The sequence below is a fragment of the Ruegeria sp. BI11 genome (genome assembly GCF_056538005.1).
On the sequence record NZ_JBQFSM010000002.1, the window covers coordinates 450,790 to 467,324 of the forward strand.

The 16,535-nt window shown below is 58.3% G+C and carries 14 protein-coding genes; 6 read left to right on the forward strand and 8 right to left on the reverse strand.

What is annotated here, in order from left to right; genetic code table 11:
- Positions 1 to 4: 4 nt before the first annotated feature.
- The 3 genes from ACR0DT_RS07075 to ACR0DT_RS07085 are packed head-to-tail and all read right to left on the reverse strand — an operon-like array spanning position 5 to position 3,605.
- Positions 5 to 1,609: a carboxyl transferase domain-containing protein gene (locus ACR0DT_RS07075; protein WP_480710030.1), complete on the reverse strand. Its 1,605-nt coding sequence runs from the start codon at positions 1,607 to 1,609 to the stop codon at positions 5 to 7.
- Positions 1,606 to 2,082, reverse strand: a complete 477-nt coding sequence (locus ACR0DT_RS07080) for a hypothetical protein (RefSeq protein ID WP_480710031.1) — start codon at positions 2,080 to 2,082, stop codon at positions 1,606 to 1,608. The genes ACR0DT_RS07075 and ACR0DT_RS07080 overlap by 4 nt, the downstream gene beginning before the upstream one ends.
- Positions 2,079 to 3,605 (reverse strand): AMP-binding protein, encoded by a 1,527-nt coding sequence (locus ACR0DT_RS07085; RefSeq protein ID WP_480710032.1) that lies wholly within the window; start codon positions 3,603 to 3,605, stop codon positions 2,079 to 2,081. Before ACR0DT_RS07085 ends, ACR0DT_RS07080 begins: the two co-directional genes overlap by 4 nt.
- Positions 3,606 to 3,741: 136 nt before the next feature.
- On the opposite strand from ACR0DT_RS07085, the gene ACR0DT_RS07090 reads away from it, so the two are divergent.
- Positions 3,742 to 4,344 (forward strand): OmpW/AlkL family protein, encoded by a 603-nt coding sequence (locus ACR0DT_RS07090; RefSeq protein ID WP_480710033.1) that lies wholly within the window; start codon positions 3,742 to 3,744, stop codon positions 4,342 to 4,344.
- Positions 4,345 to 4,389: 45 nt separating this feature from the next.
- Here ACR0DT_RS07090 and ACR0DT_RS07095 read toward each other — a convergent pair whose 3' ends face one another.
- From ACR0DT_RS07095 to ACR0DT_RS07105, 3 genes are all read right to left on the reverse strand, one after another.
- On the reverse strand, positions 4,390 to 5,553 hold the full coding sequence (locus ACR0DT_RS07095; RefSeq protein WP_480710034.1) for an isovaleryl-CoA dehydrogenase: 1,164 nt from the start codon (positions 5,551 to 5,553) through the stop codon (positions 4,390 to 4,392).
- A 921-nt stretch (positions 5,554 to 6,474) separates the two neighbouring features.
- Complete coding sequence (locus ACR0DT_RS07100) at positions 6,475 to 7,665, reverse strand: DegT/DnrJ/EryC1/StrS family aminotransferase (RefSeq protein WP_480710035.1); 1,191 nt, start codon at positions 7,663 to 7,665, stop codon at positions 6,475 to 6,477.
- Between the two features lie 39 nt (positions 7,666 to 7,704).
- A complete protein-coding gene (locus tag ACR0DT_RS07105) occupies positions 7,705 to 8,376 on the reverse strand; it encodes an HAD-IA family hydrolase (protein ID WP_480710036.1) in 672 nt (223 codons plus the stop codon).
- Between the two features lie 134 nt (positions 8,377 to 8,510).
- Here ACR0DT_RS07105 and glmU point away from each other — a divergent pair, with 134 nt between their 5' ends.
- From glmU to ACR0DT_RS07120, 3 genes are read left to right on the forward strand one after another with little or no spacing between them, the layout of a single operon-like run.
- On the forward strand, positions 8,511 to 9,863 hold the full coding sequence (glmU, locus tag ACR0DT_RS07110; RefSeq protein WP_480710037.1) for a bifunctional UDP-N-acetylglucosamine diphosphorylase/glucosamine-1-phosphate N-acetyltransferase GlmU: 1,353 nt from the start codon (positions 8,511 to 8,513) through the stop codon (positions 9,861 to 9,863).
- Between the two features lie 3 nt (positions 9,864 to 9,866).
- Positions 9,867 to 11,687 (forward strand): glutamine--fructose-6-phosphate transaminase (isomerizing), encoded by a 1,821-nt coding sequence (glmS, locus tag ACR0DT_RS07115; RefSeq protein ID WP_480710038.1) that lies wholly within the window; start codon positions 9,867 to 9,869, stop codon positions 11,685 to 11,687.
- Between the two features lie 48 nt (positions 11,688 to 11,735).
- Positions 11,736 to 12,422 (forward strand): DNA alkylation repair protein, encoded by a 687-nt coding sequence (locus ACR0DT_RS07120; protein WP_480710039.1) that lies wholly within the window; start codon positions 11,736 to 11,738, stop codon positions 12,420 to 12,422.
- Here the strand turns inward: ACR0DT_RS07120 and ACR0DT_RS07125 are convergent.
- Positions 12,410 to 12,841 (reverse strand): hypothetical protein, encoded by a 432-nt coding sequence (locus ACR0DT_RS07125; protein ID WP_480710040.1) that lies wholly within the window; start codon positions 12,839 to 12,841, stop codon positions 12,410 to 12,412. The two genes, ACR0DT_RS07120 and ACR0DT_RS07125, sit on opposite strands and share 13 nt — an antisense overlap.
- 90 nt (positions 12,842 to 12,931) lie before the next feature.
- Between ACR0DT_RS07125 and moaA the strand changes: the two genes are divergently transcribed.
- Both moaA and ACR0DT_RS07135 read left to right on the forward strand, forming a co-directional pair.
- Positions 12,932 to 13,939, forward strand: coding sequence for a GTP 3',8-cyclase MoaA (moaA, locus tag ACR0DT_RS07130; protein ID WP_480710041.1), 1,008 nt, complete (start codon positions 12,932 to 12,934; stop codon positions 13,937 to 13,939).
- A 1-nt stretch (position 13,940) separates the two neighbouring features.
- Positions 13,941 to 15,263 carry a 3-deoxy-D-manno-octulosonic acid transferase gene (locus ACR0DT_RS07135; RefSeq protein WP_480710042.1) on the forward strand — a complete coding sequence of 441 codons (1,323 nt, stop codon included), beginning with the start codon at positions 13,941 to 13,943 and terminating at the stop codon, positions 15,261 to 15,263.
- 51 nt (positions 15,264 to 15,314) lie between these two features.
- Here the strand turns inward: ACR0DT_RS07135 and ACR0DT_RS07140 are convergent, their stop codons facing one another.
- Positions 15,315 to 16,478, reverse strand: coding sequence for a M20 aminoacylase family protein (locus tag ACR0DT_RS07140; RefSeq protein ID WP_480710043.1), 1,164 nt, complete (start codon positions 16,476 to 16,478; stop codon positions 15,315 to 15,317).
- Between the last annotated feature and the right edge of the window lie 57 nt (positions 16,479 to 16,535).

Consider the following 16,535-nt stretch of genomic DNA (forward strand, 5'->3'; position numbering starts at 1 on the left):
CGCATTACATCCTGAACACGCCGAAACGTGTCTCCTCAATCGGGGCATTCAACGCAGCGCTCAGCGACAGGGCCAGCACATCGCGGCTTTTGCGGGGATCGATAATGCCGTCGTCCCACAACCGGGCCGAGGCATAGAGCGGGTGCGATTGTTCCTCGAACATCTCCAGCGTCGGGCGTTTGAACTCGGCCTCTTCCTCGGCGGACCATGTGCCGCCCTGCCGCTCGATCCCGTCGCGTTTGACGGTGGCCAGCACGCCCGCGGCCTGTTCGCCACCCATCACCGAAATGCGCGAGTTCGGCCAGGTCCACAAGAAACGCGGCTGATAGGCGCGACCGGCCATGCCATAGTTTCCGGCTCCGAAGGATCCGCCGACCAGCATTGTAACCTTCGGCACGTTTGTCGTCGCCACGGCAGTCACCATCTTGGCGCCATGCCGCGCGATACCTTCGTTTTCATATTTCCGCCCGACCATGAAGCCGGTGATGTTTTGCAGGAACACCAGCGGGATTTTGCGCTGAGAACACAACTCGACAAAATGCGCGCCCTTCTGCGCGGCCTCGGAAAACAGCACGCCGTTGTTGGCGACAATCCCGATCGGGCAGCCTTTGACATGCGCGAACCCGGTCACCAGCGTTTCCCCAAACCGAGGTTTGAATTCATCGAACCGGGAGCCATCGACCAGCCGCGCGATCACCTCGCGGATGTCATAGGGCGTGCGCAAATCCGCAGGGACGACACCCAGAATTTCTTCGGGGTCAAAGGCCGGATCTTCGGGGCTGGCCCAGTCCACTGTCTGCGGCTTGCGCAGGTTCAAAGACCCGACCGCCCGGCGCGCCAAGGCCAGAGCGTGAGCGTCATCTTCGGCCAGATAGTCCGCCACACCTGATAGGCGGGTGTGCACATCGCCGCCGCCGAGATCTTCGGAACTGACAACTTCTCCGGTCGCAGCCTTGACCAAGGGCGGCCCGGCAAGAAAGATCGTGCCCTGCTCTTTCACGATGATCGTCACATCCGACATCGCGGGCACATAAGCCCCACCCGCCGTACAAGACCCCATCACAACGGCGATCTGGGCAATCCCCTTCGCGCTCATCCGTGCCTGATTGTAAAAGATGCGGCCAAAGTGGTCGCGATCCGGAAAGACCTCATCCTGATTGGGCAGGTTCGCGCCGCCGCTATCAACCAGATAGATGCAGGGGAGGTTGTTTTCTTCGGCAATCTCCTGCGCGCGCAGGTGTTTCTTGACCGACATCGGGTAATAGGTGCCGCCCTTCACGGTGGCGTCGTTGCACACCACCATAACCTCACGCCCTTGCACCCGACCTATGCCCGCTACGACCCCGGCAGCAGGCGCGGCATCGCCATACATCCCATGCGCCACCGTTGCCCCGATTTCGAGGAATGGAGACCCCGGGTCCAACAGGTTCGCCACCCGACGTCGAGGGAGCATCTTGCCCCGGGATTCATGACGCGCGCGGGATTTCTCACCACCGCCCATGCGGGCTACTTCGGCGGCGGTAGAGATTTGGGCCAGCGCTTCGAGATGGGCAGCACGGTTTGATTTGAAGCCCTCGGAGGAGGGCATAGCTTTGGATGTGAGTTTCATTGTTGCACCTCATCAGCAATTCGCTCCAAGGATCGCCACTGCAACCATTCTCCGGTTTTCAGATACGCGTCGCACCACACATCTGGTGAAATATCGGCAACCGGAGAAGAGTCACAGACGTCAAAAACATCTTCGACCAACTGTCTATACGTTCGCTCATAACCGCGCGCACGCCAGGTCGTGCCGTTAATACTTTGAGGAAGGCCATCTCGAATTTTGCCCGACAGGAAAGAGACCTGCTTTGAAAATTCAACAAAACACCTTTGCTGTTTGTCTTTTGCGCGACCGATCATACAGTATTGAACGGCGAGATCCGCGCAGTTGGTATCCATGAACATCCCGTTGGCAGGTTGTGTTAGTTGTGTACACCCTTCAAACCACGCCAAAACATCAACCGGGACCGGATTGTTTTCCGCTAGCGCTTGGCAAGCGAATGACACTGGCAAAAAATAAACTGCTAGTTTGTGTCTCATACCTTTACCTCTCCTGCCGCCCGCGCCTTTAATTCCTTCCGGATCACTTTCCCTGTCACTGTCATCGGCAACGCTTCCAGAAACTCAATTTCGCGCGGATAGGAATACTGCGCCAGACGGTCCTTGACCCAGTCCTGCAACTCTCGTCCCGAGGCCTCAGTGCCCTGCTTCAACACCACATAAGCTTTCACGATCTCGGTCCGCAGCGGGTCGGGCTTGCCGACCACACCCACGGTTGCCACCGCCGGATGGGTCAGCAGGCAATCCTCGATCTCGGCCGGACCGATGCGGTATCCGGCCGAAGTGATCACGTCATCATCACGCCCGACAAAGCGCAGGTAGTCGCCCTCCCACACGCCCCGATCTCCAGTGATCAGCCAGTCTCCCCGAAACTTCTCAGCAGTCGCCTCGGGGCGGTTCCAGTATTCAAGCAGCATCGAGGCCGAGCCGCGCCGGATGGCCACGTCGCCCTCTTCATTTGTTGGATTGCCATCCTCATCAATCACCGCAACCTCATGCCCGGGCACCGGCTTACCAATGCAGCCGGGTTGCACCGGGAAATCCTCGGCACAAGAAGACACGACCATGTTGCATTCGGTCTGGCCGTAGAATTCGTTGACTGTCAGCCCAAACGCCTGCTGCCCCCAGGCCAGCATCTCGGCACCCAGCGGCTCGCCCCCCGAAGCGACCGAGCGCAAACCGGGGAGAGCCTGATCCGCCGCCTTCAGCATCCTCAACGCGGTCGGAGGGAAGAAAACGTTCCGCACCCCGCCGCGTGCGATCACGTTAGCACAGGCTTCGGGCGTGAATTTCTCAAGCCGCGCGGCCACCACCGGGATACCCAGCGCCAAGCCGGGCATCAGAACATCAAACAAACCTCCAATCCACGCCCAATCGGCAGGCGTCCACAGGCAGTCACCATCGCGCAGGTGGTTATGGCTGATCGAGACACCCGGCAAGTGGCCAGTCAAAACGCGGTGCCCATGCAGTGCGCCCTTGGGGCTGCCCGTGGTTCCCGAGGTGTAGATCAGCACCGCGGAGTCCTCGGGGCCGGTATTGGCAAAAGGGAAAGGATCATCCGATGGTGCAATCTGATCGACCAACACCGGCTGGGCCAGATCGTCCAGCAACGCCGCCCCTTCAGCATCGGTCAGCACCAATTGCGCGCCCGCGTCCCCCACGCGCGAGGCCAAAGCGTCCCGCTTGAACAGCTTGAACAGCGGCACCGAGATCGCCCCGAGCTTCCAGATCGCCAAATGCGCCGCAGCGCACCACGGCGACTGACTCAGCAACACTCCCACGCGGTCGCCTGGCTGCACCTTCTGTTGTAGTTCCCGCGCGATCCCATCGGTCATGCGCGTGAGCTGGCCAAAGGTGACATCCTCACGGCCCGTGCCTGTCAGATCAATGATCGCCACGTTGTCACGAGGATGCGCTAGGCATTGCCGCGCCATATTGAGCTGTGCCGGGATTTCCCAGACGCCCATCTCCTGCATACCGGGTATGCGCCTATTGGGATGCATGCGCAAAACCCCTTGTTTTTCTGACCCTTAGCGGCTGCGGACAATCTTTCGATCTCACAGAAACTTGATGCAGATCAGAGTTCGCCGCGCGTTGGTCCTGCACAAGCGGCCCATCAGCAAAATCAAAGGCCATAAAATGACCAAAACACTCACCGCTTTGACGCTTTCGACTGCGCTTGTCGCACTTGCCGCCCCTGCCATGGCCCAGAACCAGGGTGACTGGACCGTGGGTGTTGGTGTTGGCTATCTGGACCCGAAATCCGATAACGGAACTCTGGCTGGTCTTGATACCGACATTGACGCGGACACCAGCGCAATCTTCACAGTAGAGTATTTCGTCCAGGACAATCTGGGTATCGAACTGCTGGCCGCGACCCCGTTCAGCCACACCATCGCGCTGGGGGGCACCGACCTGGCCAGCACCAAACACCTGCCGCCCACCCTGTCGCTGAACTATCACTTCGCGACCAACAGCGCATGGAAGCCCTATGTTGGTGCCGGTTTGAACTATACCATCTTCTTCGACGAAAAATCCGCGCTTGGTGATCTGGACATCGACAACTCCTTTGGAGTTTCGCTGCAAGCCGGTTTGGACTACATGATCACCGAAAAAGGAGCCGTGCGTCTGAACGTGCGCTGGTTCGATATCGACTCGGACGTCAAGCTGGACGGCATGGATATCGGCAAGGCGGAAATCGACCCCTGGCTGGTCGGTCTGTCCTACGTCCATCGCTTCTGATCCCTCTCAATCGACGCCCCGCTACCCTTTGGCGGGGCGTTTTTCTCAGCGCATTTCGCTCATCAATTCGCGCCCGATCAGCATCCGACGGATTTCGCTGGTGCCCGCGCCAATCTCCATCAGCTTGGCATCCCGGAAAATTCGGCTGACAGCCGAATCCGACAGGAACCCGGCCCCGCCCATCGCCTGCACAGCCTGATGCGCCTGCGTCATCGCCTGTTCCGACGCGTAAAGGCAGCACGCGGCGGCATCCTGACGGGTCACGTCGCCCCGGTCACAGGCCTTGGCAACTTCGTAGACGTAGGCCCGAGCGGAATTCATTGCAGTGTACATATCGGCGATCTTGCCCTGCATCAGTTGGAAGCTGCCGATCGGTTTGCCGAACTGCTTACGTTCTGCCAGATAGGGCATAATCTCATCCAGACAGGCGGCCATGATGCCGGTGCCAATTCCGGCCAGCACGACGCGTTCATAGTCCAGCCCCGACATCAGAACGGCAACGCCCTTGCCCTCTTCGCCCAGCACGTTCTCGAACGGCACTTCGACGTCCTCAAAAATCAGCTCGGCCGTGTTTGACCCCCGCATACCCAGCTTGTCGAAATGGGGAGAGGTCGAGAACCCCTTCATCTCCTTCTCGATCAGAAAGGCGGTGATCCCTTTTGACCCCGCATCAGGATCTGTCTTGGCGTAAACGACCAAGGTATCCGCGTCCGGCCCGTTGGTGATCCAGTATTTATTGCCGTTCAACCGGTAGTGATCATTGCGTTTTTCCGCGCGCAGCTTCATCGACACAACGTCCGATCCGGCCGAGGCCTCGGACATTGCCAGTGCACCAACATGGTCACCCGAGATCAGGCGCGGCAGGTATTTCGCCCTCTGTTCATCATTGCCGTTGAGTTTGATCTGGTTGACGCACAGGTTGGAATGCGCCCCGTAAGACAGCGAAACCGAGGCCGAAGCCCGCGCGACCTCTTCCACCGCAACGGTGTGAGCCAGATAGGACATCCCCGCCCCGCCGTATTCTTCGGGAACGGTGATCCCCAGCATCCCAAGATCACCCATCTCTTTCCACAACTCATTGGGAAAGGCGTTCGACTTGTCGACCTCGGCTGCGATCGGTTTGACCCGATCCTGCGCCCAGCGATGCACCATCTCGCGCAGGGCGTTCACATCCTCACCCAGATCGAATTGCATTGTGGCCGTGAACATCCACCCCTCCCGGTTAATGAACAGTTGTTCAAATAATCTGACACGACCTTGCGCAGGGGTCAAGCACAGTCAGGCTTGTCGTTCTTCACAAAGCGACTTGGAAGACAGCATCCGTTAGAAAAAACACACACAACCAACTGAAACTGAAGTAGTCTTTACGCCCCTGACATTCGCGACGCGCCCTACCAAAGTTATACTTAACGGCACCTTCGATGGCGGCAACGCCTACTGGAAAGGCTCGGATCTTGAAACCAATCACAGCAAAACGCCTATCTGAGGAATGGCTCCTCCAACCGCGAAACTGAAATGGATGGGCGCTCGAGCCAGGCCACGGTATCGCAACAGACCTTTATTCTGGATGATCCCCACCAGAGTCGGCTGAGCCTGCGCACTGCGCTGAGAACCGCATCAAATTCACAAGAAGGGGACGAAGGGTTTACGGTCGAAATGTAGGACTGCAACGGGGTCGTGATCGCATCAATGACGATCCTGCCCACAGCGACAGCGTTGCCACTGTCACGATGCAGGTCGAATTCCCTGTTGCAAGCGACTGTACCCTACTCTGCACTGGAGTGGGTACCAATGACAGCCTGGGGACGATTGTCGAAAATCTCTCGCCACTTGGATTTTTCGTGAACAGCACATGATGCAGATTTGATCGGTCATAGCGCAGCGTGTGTTCGGCACCTTGGAAAGGTTGGTTTCGGCCAGCGAATTGACCGAAATTAACCAAAGTTCCTATCAAGTTGTGTATTCCCGTTTACAGTTCGATACGCATGAAATCTGGTCGATCTTTGCCGATCCGCCAATTCAGGATATCGCCCGCCTCCGCACATGATCCCCGAAAACCAAAAACAGAATCGTATAGTCGAGCGGTTCCGCAAGAACCACAAACCCGTGCTCTAGATGCAGTTTTCCTGATTAGGATTGAAAAACTGCACCAACCTCAGCCCGGATGATGCGCGCGATCAGGCGGCAATCGTCCAACGAGAAGGTCAGCGGCACCCGCATATCCATCACCCCGGCAAGGATGCGGTCACTCGCGGGCAGAGGCTCACTGTCCGCATAGCGCCAACTGTCATAGCGCGAGGTGAATCCGTTTGGCTCCGCCCCACCGAACCACTTAATCTCGACCCCCCGCGCGGCACAGCGCCGGATGACCTCGGCAATTCGCTCGGGTGTCCAGTCGAGTAGCAGGAACTGAATCGACGAGCCGACATAAGTCTCTTGCTCAGGACGTTCGACGATGGTTAGGCCCGGAGTGTCCTGCAAGCCGGTCGCGATTTCGTCATAGCGCTCGTTCCAGCGCTGCACCTGCCGATCAAGGTCACGAAGCTGCGGGCGCAGGATCGCGGCACGCAAGTTGTCCATGCGACCGGACACATTGGGGGTGGTGTATTTGATCTTTTCGAACACCTCGGGCCCCGGCGCAGCAAGGTGACGTTCATACAGCATATACGATCCCGACAGCATGGTGGCCTTGGCCGCAAGTTCTTCGTCATCGGTGATTAGCAATCCGCCTTCACCGGAATTGACATGCTTGTAGGTTTGGCACGAATAGCAGCCAATCGCACCCTGACGCCCCGACAATTGCCCTCGCCATGCCGCACCCATCGTGTGAGCACAATCCTCGATCACCGTAACACCTGCCGCATCACACATCTGCATCAGCCGGTCCATATCACATAGATGCCCGCGCATATGGCTGAGCATCAGAACCCGCGCCTGATCCAACTTGGCCTCAAGATCATCCAGATCAATCGTCAGGTTCTCGGTCACGCCCACGAAAACCGGCTTCGCCCCGACCGAGGCAATCGACCCCGGCACTGGCGCCAGTGTGAAAGCGTTGGTCAGGACCGGATCACCAGGCTGCACCCCCACGGCCCGCAATGCGGTGGCTAGCGCATACCCCCCGGAGGACACGGCCAGACAGTATTTCGCCCCCATCTGGGCCGCAAACTCCTGTTCAAGCAGCGCGGTTTCTCCCAACTCTCCGGGCACGACGTTATAGCGGTGCAGTCGCCCGTGGCGCAGAACGGCCATGGCGGCGTCGATCGCCTCGTCAGGGATGGGTTCCTGCTGGGTGAAGCTGCCAGTGAATGTCTCGGTCATGGGTTTGTTCTGATCCTGCAAAGAGTGGGGGTCAAGAAATTATGCCACGGCGCCAATCAAGCCGGTGACCAGTTCGGGCAGGTCATCGAAGTGATGCAGCAGCGCTTCGGGCTCCAGCGCGGCCATGTCGTCTCCGGACGGGCCAAAAGTCACCAGCACCGAGGGCACCCCCGCCGCCCGTGCCGTGTTACGGTCAGTGTCTGAATCGCCGATCAGCACACACAAATCGGGATGCCCCCCCGCCCGGCGCGCGGCCTCGCGCAGTGGTTCGGGGTCTGGCTTCCGCACTGGCAGCGTGTCTGCACCCACCAAGGACGCGAACTGGTCCCGCACACCCATCTGGGTCAGCAATTGATCGGCCAGAGCCTCGGGTTTATTGGTACAGATACCTACGCCATAGCCTTGAGACTTCAACAATTCGACGGCCTCAAGAGCACCGGGGTAGAACCGGGTATGGGTGTCGATGTCTTGAGCATAGGCCTCAAGCAGCGTTGGATAATAGGCAAGAACTGTATCCTCATCATAAGCCCCAACCCGCTTCAGACCATGGGTCAACATCATCCGTCCACCCCGCAATGCTACGGCTGCGTCATCATCGTGAATCAAAACGTCCCCGTGCCCCATCTGGCGAAAACAGTGGTTGGCTGCGGCCAGCAGATCGCCCGACGTGTCGGCCAAAGTTCCGTCCAGATCAAAGATTACCGTACGCATTGTTTCTCCTGCCTCGGCGGTTTATTGCCGTCTCGTATTGCAAACGGCAATCTTGTTTGATCCCCGAACCGCTTGCGCCTTTGCCCTCAGCGGATAAAACGGACCGCAACAAAACACAAAGAGAAATCGATTTCATGAGTACTGCTCTTGTCATCCTTGCCGCCGGAAAAGGCACCAGGATGCATTCAGATATCCCCAAAGTTCTGCATCCCATCGCGCAAGTTCCGATGCTGGTCCACGCCATGCGTGCCGGGGGCGTATTGTCGCCCGAACGTACAGTAATTGTCACCGGGCACGGGGCAGAGGCCGTGGCCAAAGTTGCCATGGCCGAGGATGAAGCCGCACAAATCGCCGTCCAGGAAGAGCAATTAGGCACCGCTCATGCTGTTGCACAGGCCCGGCAGGCGCTGGACGGGTTTTCGGGCGATGTCGTGGTTCTGTATGGCGACACGCCGTTTCTGCAACCTGATACGCTGGAACGCATGATCGCGGCGCGGGCAGAAAACGATCTGGTCATTCTGGGATTCGAAGCTGCTGACCCTGCCCGTTATGGCCGTTTGGTGATGAACGGCGACAGCCTTGAACGGATCGTCGAATTCAAGGATGCGCCAGATGAAGATCGGTCTATAACCTTTTGTAATTCCGGACTTTTGACATGTGATGCGCAAACGCTGTTTTCACTGATCGGCGCAGTGGAAAATGACAACGCGTCGGAAGAATACTATCTGACCGATGTCGTAGAAATCGCGCGCAATCGCGGCCTGAAAGTCACGGCCGTCGCCTGTGACGAAGCTCAGACGCTGGGTGTGAACTCCCGCACCGATCTCGCGGCAGCAGATGCAGTATTTCAGGCCAATGCCCGTGCCGAGTTGTTGGATCTTGGCGTCACCCTGATGGCTCCTGAAACTGTATATCTGGCCGCCGACACCATCATCGGCCGCGATACAGTGATTGAACCCAACGTGGTTTTTGGCCCCGGCGTCACGGTCGAAAGCGGCGCGACGATCCGGGCATTTTCGCATCTAGAGGGCTGTCATGTCAGTCGCGGTGCCGTCGTCGGCCCTTATGCCCGCCTGCGCCCCGGTGCCGAGTTGGCGGAAAACACACGCATCGGCAATTTTGTCGAGATCAAGAACGCCGAAATCGCCGAAGGGGCCAAGGTCAACCACCTCAGCTATATCGGCGACGCTTCGGTCGGTGCAGCCTCGAATATCGGAGCGGGCACAATCACCTGCAACTATGATGGTGTGATGAAGCATCGCACCACGATTGGTGAGAATGTCTTTGTTGGGTCGAACACTATGCTGGTGGCCCCGGTGACGGTTGGGGACGGCGCAATGACAGCGACCGGCACTGTGGTAACACGAGACGTAGAGCCCGATGCGCTGGCCGTGGGCCGCGCCAAGCAGGCCAACAAGTCAGGTTATGCACGTAAATTGTTTGATATGTTGAAGGCGAAGAAGGCTCGCCGCGACAAAGGAGCCTGATCCATGTGTGGAATCGTAGGAGTTCTGGGGCAACACGAAGCCGCCCCCATTTTGGTTGAAGCCCTGAAACGGCTAGAGTACCGCGGCTATGACAGCGCGGGTATCGCGACGGTCAATGATGGCGCGCTTGGGCGGCGGCGGGCCGTGGGCAAGCTGGTTAACCTTAGCGATTTGCTGGTGCACAATCCGCTGCCCGGAAAATCGGGCATTGGGCACACCCGTTGGGCCACACATGGCGCCCCCACAGTCACCAACGCTCACCCGCACAAGGCAGGTCCGGTGGCCGTAGTTCATAACGGCATCGTCGAAAACTACCGTGAATTGCGGGCCGAACTGGCAGAAAATGGCATCAATTTCGAGACCGAGACTGATACCGAAACCGTGGCCTTGATGGCTGAGTATTACCTGAACAATGGTCTCTCGCCGGTGGATGCAGCGTTCAAGACCATCGACCGGCTGCAGGGCGCATTTGCACTGGCCTTCCTATTTGACGGTCAAGACGACTTGATCGTTGCGGCACGTAAGGGCTCACCCTTGGCCATCGGGCACGGGGATGGTGAAATGTTCGTGGGCTCGGACGCTATTGCGCTGGCGCCGCTGACCGACCGCATCACCTATCTTGAGGAAGGCGACAGGGCGGTTTTAACCCGCACCTCGCTTGAAATCCGCAACGAAGCCGGTGATTTGGCCAACCGTGAGACTCGCCAGATCAAACTGGATCAGACACGGGCCGACAAGGCCGGTCACAAGCACTTCATGGCCAAGGAAATCGCCGAGCAACCCGTGGTGGTGGCCGAAGCGATCCAATCCTACTTGCCCTCAGGGGGCGATACGATCACCCTGCCCTATGAGCTGGATTTCACCAAGCTGGACCGTCTGACAATGGTCGCCTGTGGCACCGCATTCTATGCCTGTTTGACCGCAAAGTATTGGTTCGAACAATTGGCCAGAATGCCCGTCGAGGTCGATATCGCAAGCGAGTTCCGCTATCGCGAACCTCCGATCCCGGAACGCACCGCGGCGCTGTTCGTCAGCCAGTCGGGCGAAACCGCCGATACGCTGGCCGCGCTGCGCTATTGCGAGGGCAAGGCCGACAAGATCGTATCCGTGATTAATGTCCCTGAAAGCTCGATCGCGCGTGAAAGCGACATCGCCTTGCCGATCCATGCCGGGGTTGAGATCGGCGTGGCCTCGACCAAGGCCTTCACCTGCCAGCTAAGTGTGTTGTTGATGCTCGCACTCAAAGCGGCCGTCGACCGGGGCACCCTGAGCGAGGAGGAAATCGCCGATCACGCCGCCGCGCTGCGAGGGTTGCCGACGGCCCTGAATGCGGCACTTGATCAGAACCAGGCCATAAAAGCCTCGGCCCAGCGCCTGTCCGAAGCGCGTGACGTGCTGTTCCTGGGGCGCGGCCTGATGTATCCGCTGGCGATGGAAGGAGCGCTGAAACTTAAGGAAATCAGCTATATCCACGCCGAAGGTTATGCGTCGGGTGAACTGAAGCACGGCCCCATCGCCTTGATCGACAAACACATGCCGGTTGTGGTCATGGCCCCACGCGATGCAGTGTTCGACAAGACCGTTTCGAACATGCAAGAGGTCATGGCACGCAAAGGCAAGGTCATCCTAGTTTCGGACGATGACGGCGTTGCCGAGGCCGAGGACGGCGTCTGGAGCACTATTCGAATGCCCCATATCCACCCTAGCCTTGCCCCGATCCTGTATTCCGTTCCAGCGCAACTGCTGGCCTATCACACGGCCGTTGCCAAGGGCACGGATGTGGACCAACCGCGCAATCTGGCTAAGTCTGTCACTGTCGAGTAAGCCTTGATCGGGCCGTGGGCCGGCCCGCATCACTCATCCGAGCGTCACATGCTGAAAACTCATCTGGACCAAATCAAAGCTTTTGCCGACCCTGAGCGTGCAAGCCAGATGGCGGCCTATCACAAGGTCGACCGCCCCTATCTGGGCGTTTCGAACCCCGCGCTTAACGATTTGACAAAATCTTGGCGCCAGGATTTGGACATACCTGAGCGCGTGGAACTGGCAGATGCCTTGTGGCAGACCAATATACATGAAGGCCGTCTGGCGGCCGCCAAATTACTGACCCAAGCGCGCATTCGGCCCGATGAGGCGGTCTGGGACCTTCTGCAAAGTTGGTTGCCTGATTTCGACGCCTGGGCCATGGCCGATCACGCCAGCATGGCAATGCAAAAGCGTTTGTCAGCCGATCCAACTCGTTTGGATCAGGTGGAGTCCTGGACAACCTCAGAACATATGTGGACGCGGCGCGCGGCGCTTGTGTCCACCCTGCCCTGGACCAAGCAGAACCATCCCAAACCAGATGATATGGCACGGCGCGATCGTATACTTGGATGGGCAGCAAGCTACGTACCGGATCGGAATTGGTTCATCCAAAAAGCCATCGCCTGGTGGCTGCGTGACCTGTCCAAACACGACCCTGAACGCGTCATCGCCTTTTTGTCCGCGCACGGCGACTGCATGAAACCTTTTGCCCGCCGCGAAGCCGGAAAGTACCTGAAAGATCAGTTGGAATAGACCTCAAGTTCGACCAACTCGTCGAACGGCAACAACAAGGCCCGCATCGCGTCCAAGGACAATCGGCTGCCGCCACTTTCCGGCCCTGGTGCCGGAACCAAAGTGATATAGGCCTGTGATCCGGTTCTGGGAACGACCACGCGACCGGTGACTTCAACATCGACCAACGGCGTTTCCAGCCAGCGGCCGGGTGTAGTCGGGTCACCCAATCCAGCAATAGTCGTTTTTGCCCCCACCCAGCCTACAGCAGTGGCCGCAACAGGTTCCAGTTCAACCGTTTCCTCTCCAACCGCTTCCTCAACCACAGCTTCTTCTGCTTCAGCGGGAGGTCTGTCGCCCCCAAACACCCGATCCGTTGTCGACCGCACAGTGTCGCACCCGACCACCAGAATACACAAAGCGAAAAGCACATATCTCATGCGATCAACCTATCGCCCTGTGCGCATCTGTTCCAGCGCAAAGGAAAGTTCGCCCTTGTCGCAGGCTGGTCGCGGCTTTACCTATGTCGCATGACTGCTCCGCTTATCGACCCATTCGCACGTGCGATCACTTATCTCCGCGTCTCCGTCACGGACCGCTGCGATTTCCGCTGTGTCTACTGCATGTCCGAGGACATGAAGTTCCTGCCGAAGAAAGACCTGCTGACGCTGGAAGAGCTGGACCGCATGTGCTCGACCTTCGTAAAGCTGGGGGTTGAAAAGCTGCGTATTACTGGCGGTGAGCCGCTTGTACGCCGAAATATCATGACGTTTTTCAACAGCATGACCCGTCATCTGGACAGCGGCGCGCTGAAAGAGCTTACGCTGACCACCAATGGCTCGCAGCTGCATCGTTTTGCCGATGATCTATATGCTGCTGGTGTGCGCCGGGTAAATATCTCGCTGGATACGCTGGACGAAGATAAATTCGCTGCGATCACACGCTGGGGTCGCCTGAAACAAGTGCTGAACGGGATCGATGCGGCACAGAAGGCCGGGCTGCGGATCAAGATCAACGCAGTTGCCCTGAAGGGGTTTAACGAAGAAGAGTTGCCAACGATCACGAAATGGTGTGCGGAACGCGACATGGATCTGACTTGGATCGAGGTCATGCCCATGGGTGATATCGGCAATGAGGATCGTCTAGATCAATACTGGTCGCTCAAGGACGTCCGTAAAGAATATGAAAAACACTATTCCGTAACCGATCTGGCTGAGCGCTCTGGCGGGCCAGCGCGTTATGTTCGCCTTGAAGAAACCGGGCAAAAAATCGGCTTCATCACACCACTGTCGCATAACTTCTGCGAAAGCTGTAACCGCGTTCGCCTGACTTGCACTGGTGAGCTATATATGTGCCTGGGGCAAGAGGACATGGCTGACCTGCGAGGCCCCCTGCGCGATCACCCGGACACCGAGCAACCGCTCGAAGACGCGATCCGCATGGCGATCAACCTCAAGCCCAAAGGGCATGATTTCGATTATTCCCGCCAAGCTGTCGACGGCAAGATGAGCCGTCACATGAGCCACACAGGCGGCTGACGTGCCGGATCAGATTGGCCGGCCGACGCTGCTGTATCATCTGTATTGCGGCTTGACCTCTGTTGCGGGGCCATTCGTCTGGCGCACCGTTCGGAACAAGCTGCAGGCTGCGGATGTTCCCGAGGTCCGCCAAAAGGAACGCCAAGGCCATGCCAGTCTGCCCCGCCCCGACGGCCAGTTGATCTGGTTCCACGCCGCCAGCGTTGGCGAAACCCTTTCTGTCATCAGCCTTATTAAACGGTTGGGTGAGCGTCTGCCGGATGCCGAGTTTCTGATCACCTCGGGCACGCCCACCTCTGCCGCGCTGATCGAAAAACGCATGCCGCCGCGCACCCGCCATCAATACCCGCCTCTGGATACTGCTGGCCCCGTGCGGCGCTTTCTGGACCACTGGCGCCCGGATGCCGGTATCTTCGTTGAAAGCGAAATCTGGCCGCGGCTGATTGTCGAGGGCGCTAGCCGTGGCATTCCCTTGGCGCTGCTCAATGCCCGCCTGTCGGATAAATCCGTCGACGGCTGGAAGAAACGCCCGGACACGGCGCGATTCATTCTGGATCATTTTCGCCTGTTCCTGACCCAGAACGACAAGACCGCCCAAAACCTGATCGACATGGGCGCACCCGCTGATCGTGTACAACCGGGCACGAACCTGAAAGCCATGTCTGATCCCCTGCCCGTGGATCAGGCCACGTTGTCCGACATGCGCGCGCAGATCGGCAATCGCCCCATCTGGATCGCCAGTTCAACCCACGCGGGCGAAGAGGAAACCGTTCTCGCCGCCCACACAGAGCTGCTCAAACGCTGGCCCGACCTGCTACTACTGCTGATCCCGCGCCACCCCGAACGCCGTGCCGAGGTGGCGACGCAGGTGGCCCAAGCCGAGCAAACCGTGGCCATTCGATCGAATGACGACAAGATCACCGACAAAACGCAAGTCTACATGGCAGATACGCTGGGTGAAACCGGCACATGGTATGCGATTTGCCCCATCGTATTCCTTGGAGGATCACTGAAAGAGATCGGAGGCCACAACCCGTTCGAACCGGCGCAGGCAGGTGCCGCAGTGATCACCGGACCGGGTTATTTTAACTTTGCGGAAACCTTCGCCTCGCTGATCGAAGCCGGTGGGGCACTGCAAGTTCATTCCGCCGCCGAAATGACTGAGGCCGTGGCAGCCTGGCTCTCAGACCAAGCCGCATTGGACACAGCTCGTACTGCCGCGAAATCCTGCGTAAACACCCAACAATCGGCACTGGATGCAATCGTCGAGACCCTTTGCACCGAACTCAACTTAACTGGGTCGGGTCCAACTTCATCTGACTAATTATGTCCAAGCTTGCGCGAGGGGCTGACCCCTCGCCGCCCTACCGCAAGATCAAGCCGCCGGCATCCGCTGTTCGACAATCTCGGCCCACCAGCTGCACCCTGCCGGGATGGCCTCGTCATTAAAATTATACTCCGGGTGATGCACCGCCGCCGTATCCCCATTGCCAACCAGAATATACGCGCCCGGTCGTTCTTCGAGCATAAAGGCGAAATCCTCGCCGCCCATGATCAACGGCGCCTCGTCGCAATTACCCGCCACCGAACGTGCGACATCCGCTGCAAAGTTGGTCTGCTCATCGCTGTTCACCATCACCGGATAGCCCAGGTAGTAGGTTACATCAGCCGTTCCACCAAACGTCGCCGCGATACCGTTACAAATCTCTTTGATGCGCTTTTCTGCCATTTCCCGCATCTGCGTACTCATCGTGCGGACGGTTCCTTTGATCTGTACCGTCTGCGGGATCACGTTAAAGGCTGTCGACGAGGTTTCAAACGAAGTAACTGAAACCACGACCTGATCTACCGGATCAGCGTTACGCGCCGCGACTGTCTGCAGCGCAAGCACCGCCTGTGCCGCCATCACGGTCGTGTCGACAGTTTCATGCGGTTTCGCCGCGTGACCGCCCTTGCCCTCAAAGGTGATGTCGAATTGATCGGTTGCCGCAAAGAACGCGCCCGGACGAATGGCAAAACTGCCGACAGGACGACCGGGCCAATTGTGCATGCCATAGACCTCTTGAATACCCCAGCGGTCCATCATGCCGTCTTCACACATCTCGCGACCACCACCGCCGCCTTCTTCGGCAGGCTGAAAGATCACCACAACCGTGCCGTCGAAATTCCGTGTTTCCGAGAGGTACTTGGCCGCGCCCAGCAACATCGCCGTATGCCCGTCATGGCCACAGGCGTGCATCGCGCCATCGGTCTTTGAGGCGTAATCCAGCCCCGTCGCCTCATGTATCGGCAGCGCGTCCATATCGGCACGCAGGCCGATCACCTTGCCGCCCGTGTCGACTTTGCCCTTGATAACCCCGACAACCCCAGTGCGGCCAATTCCGGTGACAACCTCATCACAGCCGAATTCCTTCAGCTTCTCGGCCACCAGTGCGCTGGTGCGATGCGTATCAAACAGAATCTCGGGGTTTTCATGAATGTCGCGCCGCCATTCAGTGATTTCTCCCTGCAGTTCAGCAAAACGGTTTTTGATCGGCATAGTCTTCTCCCATCTTTTTCTCTTTACCGCAGCTCTATCCCGGCACGGCATTTTAAA

Excerpts from the sequence above, each read along its gene's own strand:
- ACR0DT_RS07075 (WP_480710030.1), bottom strand. The coding sequence starts at position 1,609 with ATGAAACTCACATCCAAAGCTATGCCCTCCTCCGAGGGCTTCAAATCA.
- ACR0DT_RS07080 (WP_480710031.1), bottom strand. The coding sequence starts at position 2,082 with ATGAGACACAAACTAGCAGTTTATTTTTTGCCAGTGTCATTCGCTTGC.
- ACR0DT_RS07085 (WP_480710032.1), bottom strand. The coding sequence starts at position 3,605 with ATGCATCCCAATAGGCGCATACCCGGTATGCAGGAGATGGGCGTCTGG.
- ACR0DT_RS07090 (WP_480710033.1), top strand. The coding sequence starts at position 3,742 with ATGACCAAAACACTCACCGCTTTGACGCTTTCGACTGCGCTTGTCGCA.
- ACR0DT_RS07095 (WP_480710034.1), bottom strand. The coding sequence starts at position 5,553 with ATGTTCACGGCCACAATGCAATTCGATCTGGGTGAGGATGTGAACGCC.
- ACR0DT_RS07100 (WP_480710035.1), bottom strand. The coding sequence starts at position 7,665 with ATGACCGAGACATTCACTGGCAGCTTCACCCAGCAGGAACCCATCCCT.
- ACR0DT_RS07105 (WP_480710036.1), bottom strand. The coding sequence starts at position 8,376 with ATGCGTACGGTAATCTTTGATCTGGACGGAACTTTGGCCGACACGTCG.
- glmU (WP_480710037.1), top strand. The coding sequence starts at position 8,511 with ATGAGTACTGCTCTTGTCATCCTTGCCGCCGGAAAAGGCACCAGGATG.
- glmS (WP_480710038.1), top strand. The coding sequence starts at position 9,867 with ATGTGTGGAATCGTAGGAGTTCTGGGGCAACACGAAGCCGCCCCCATT.
- ACR0DT_RS07120 (WP_480710039.1), top strand. The coding sequence starts at position 11,736 with ATGCTGAAAACTCATCTGGACCAAATCAAAGCTTTTGCCGACCCTGAG.
- ACR0DT_RS07125 (WP_480710040.1), bottom strand. The coding sequence starts at position 12,841 with ATGAGATATGTGCTTTTCGCTTTGTGTATTCTGGTGGTCGGGTGCGAC.
- moaA (WP_480710041.1), top strand. The coding sequence starts at position 12,932 with ATGACTGCTCCGCTTATCGACCCATTCGCACGTGCGATCACTTATCTC.
- ACR0DT_RS07140 (WP_480710043.1), bottom strand. The coding sequence starts at position 16,478 with ATGCCGATCAAAAACCGTTTTGCTGAACTGCAGGGAGAAATCACTGAA.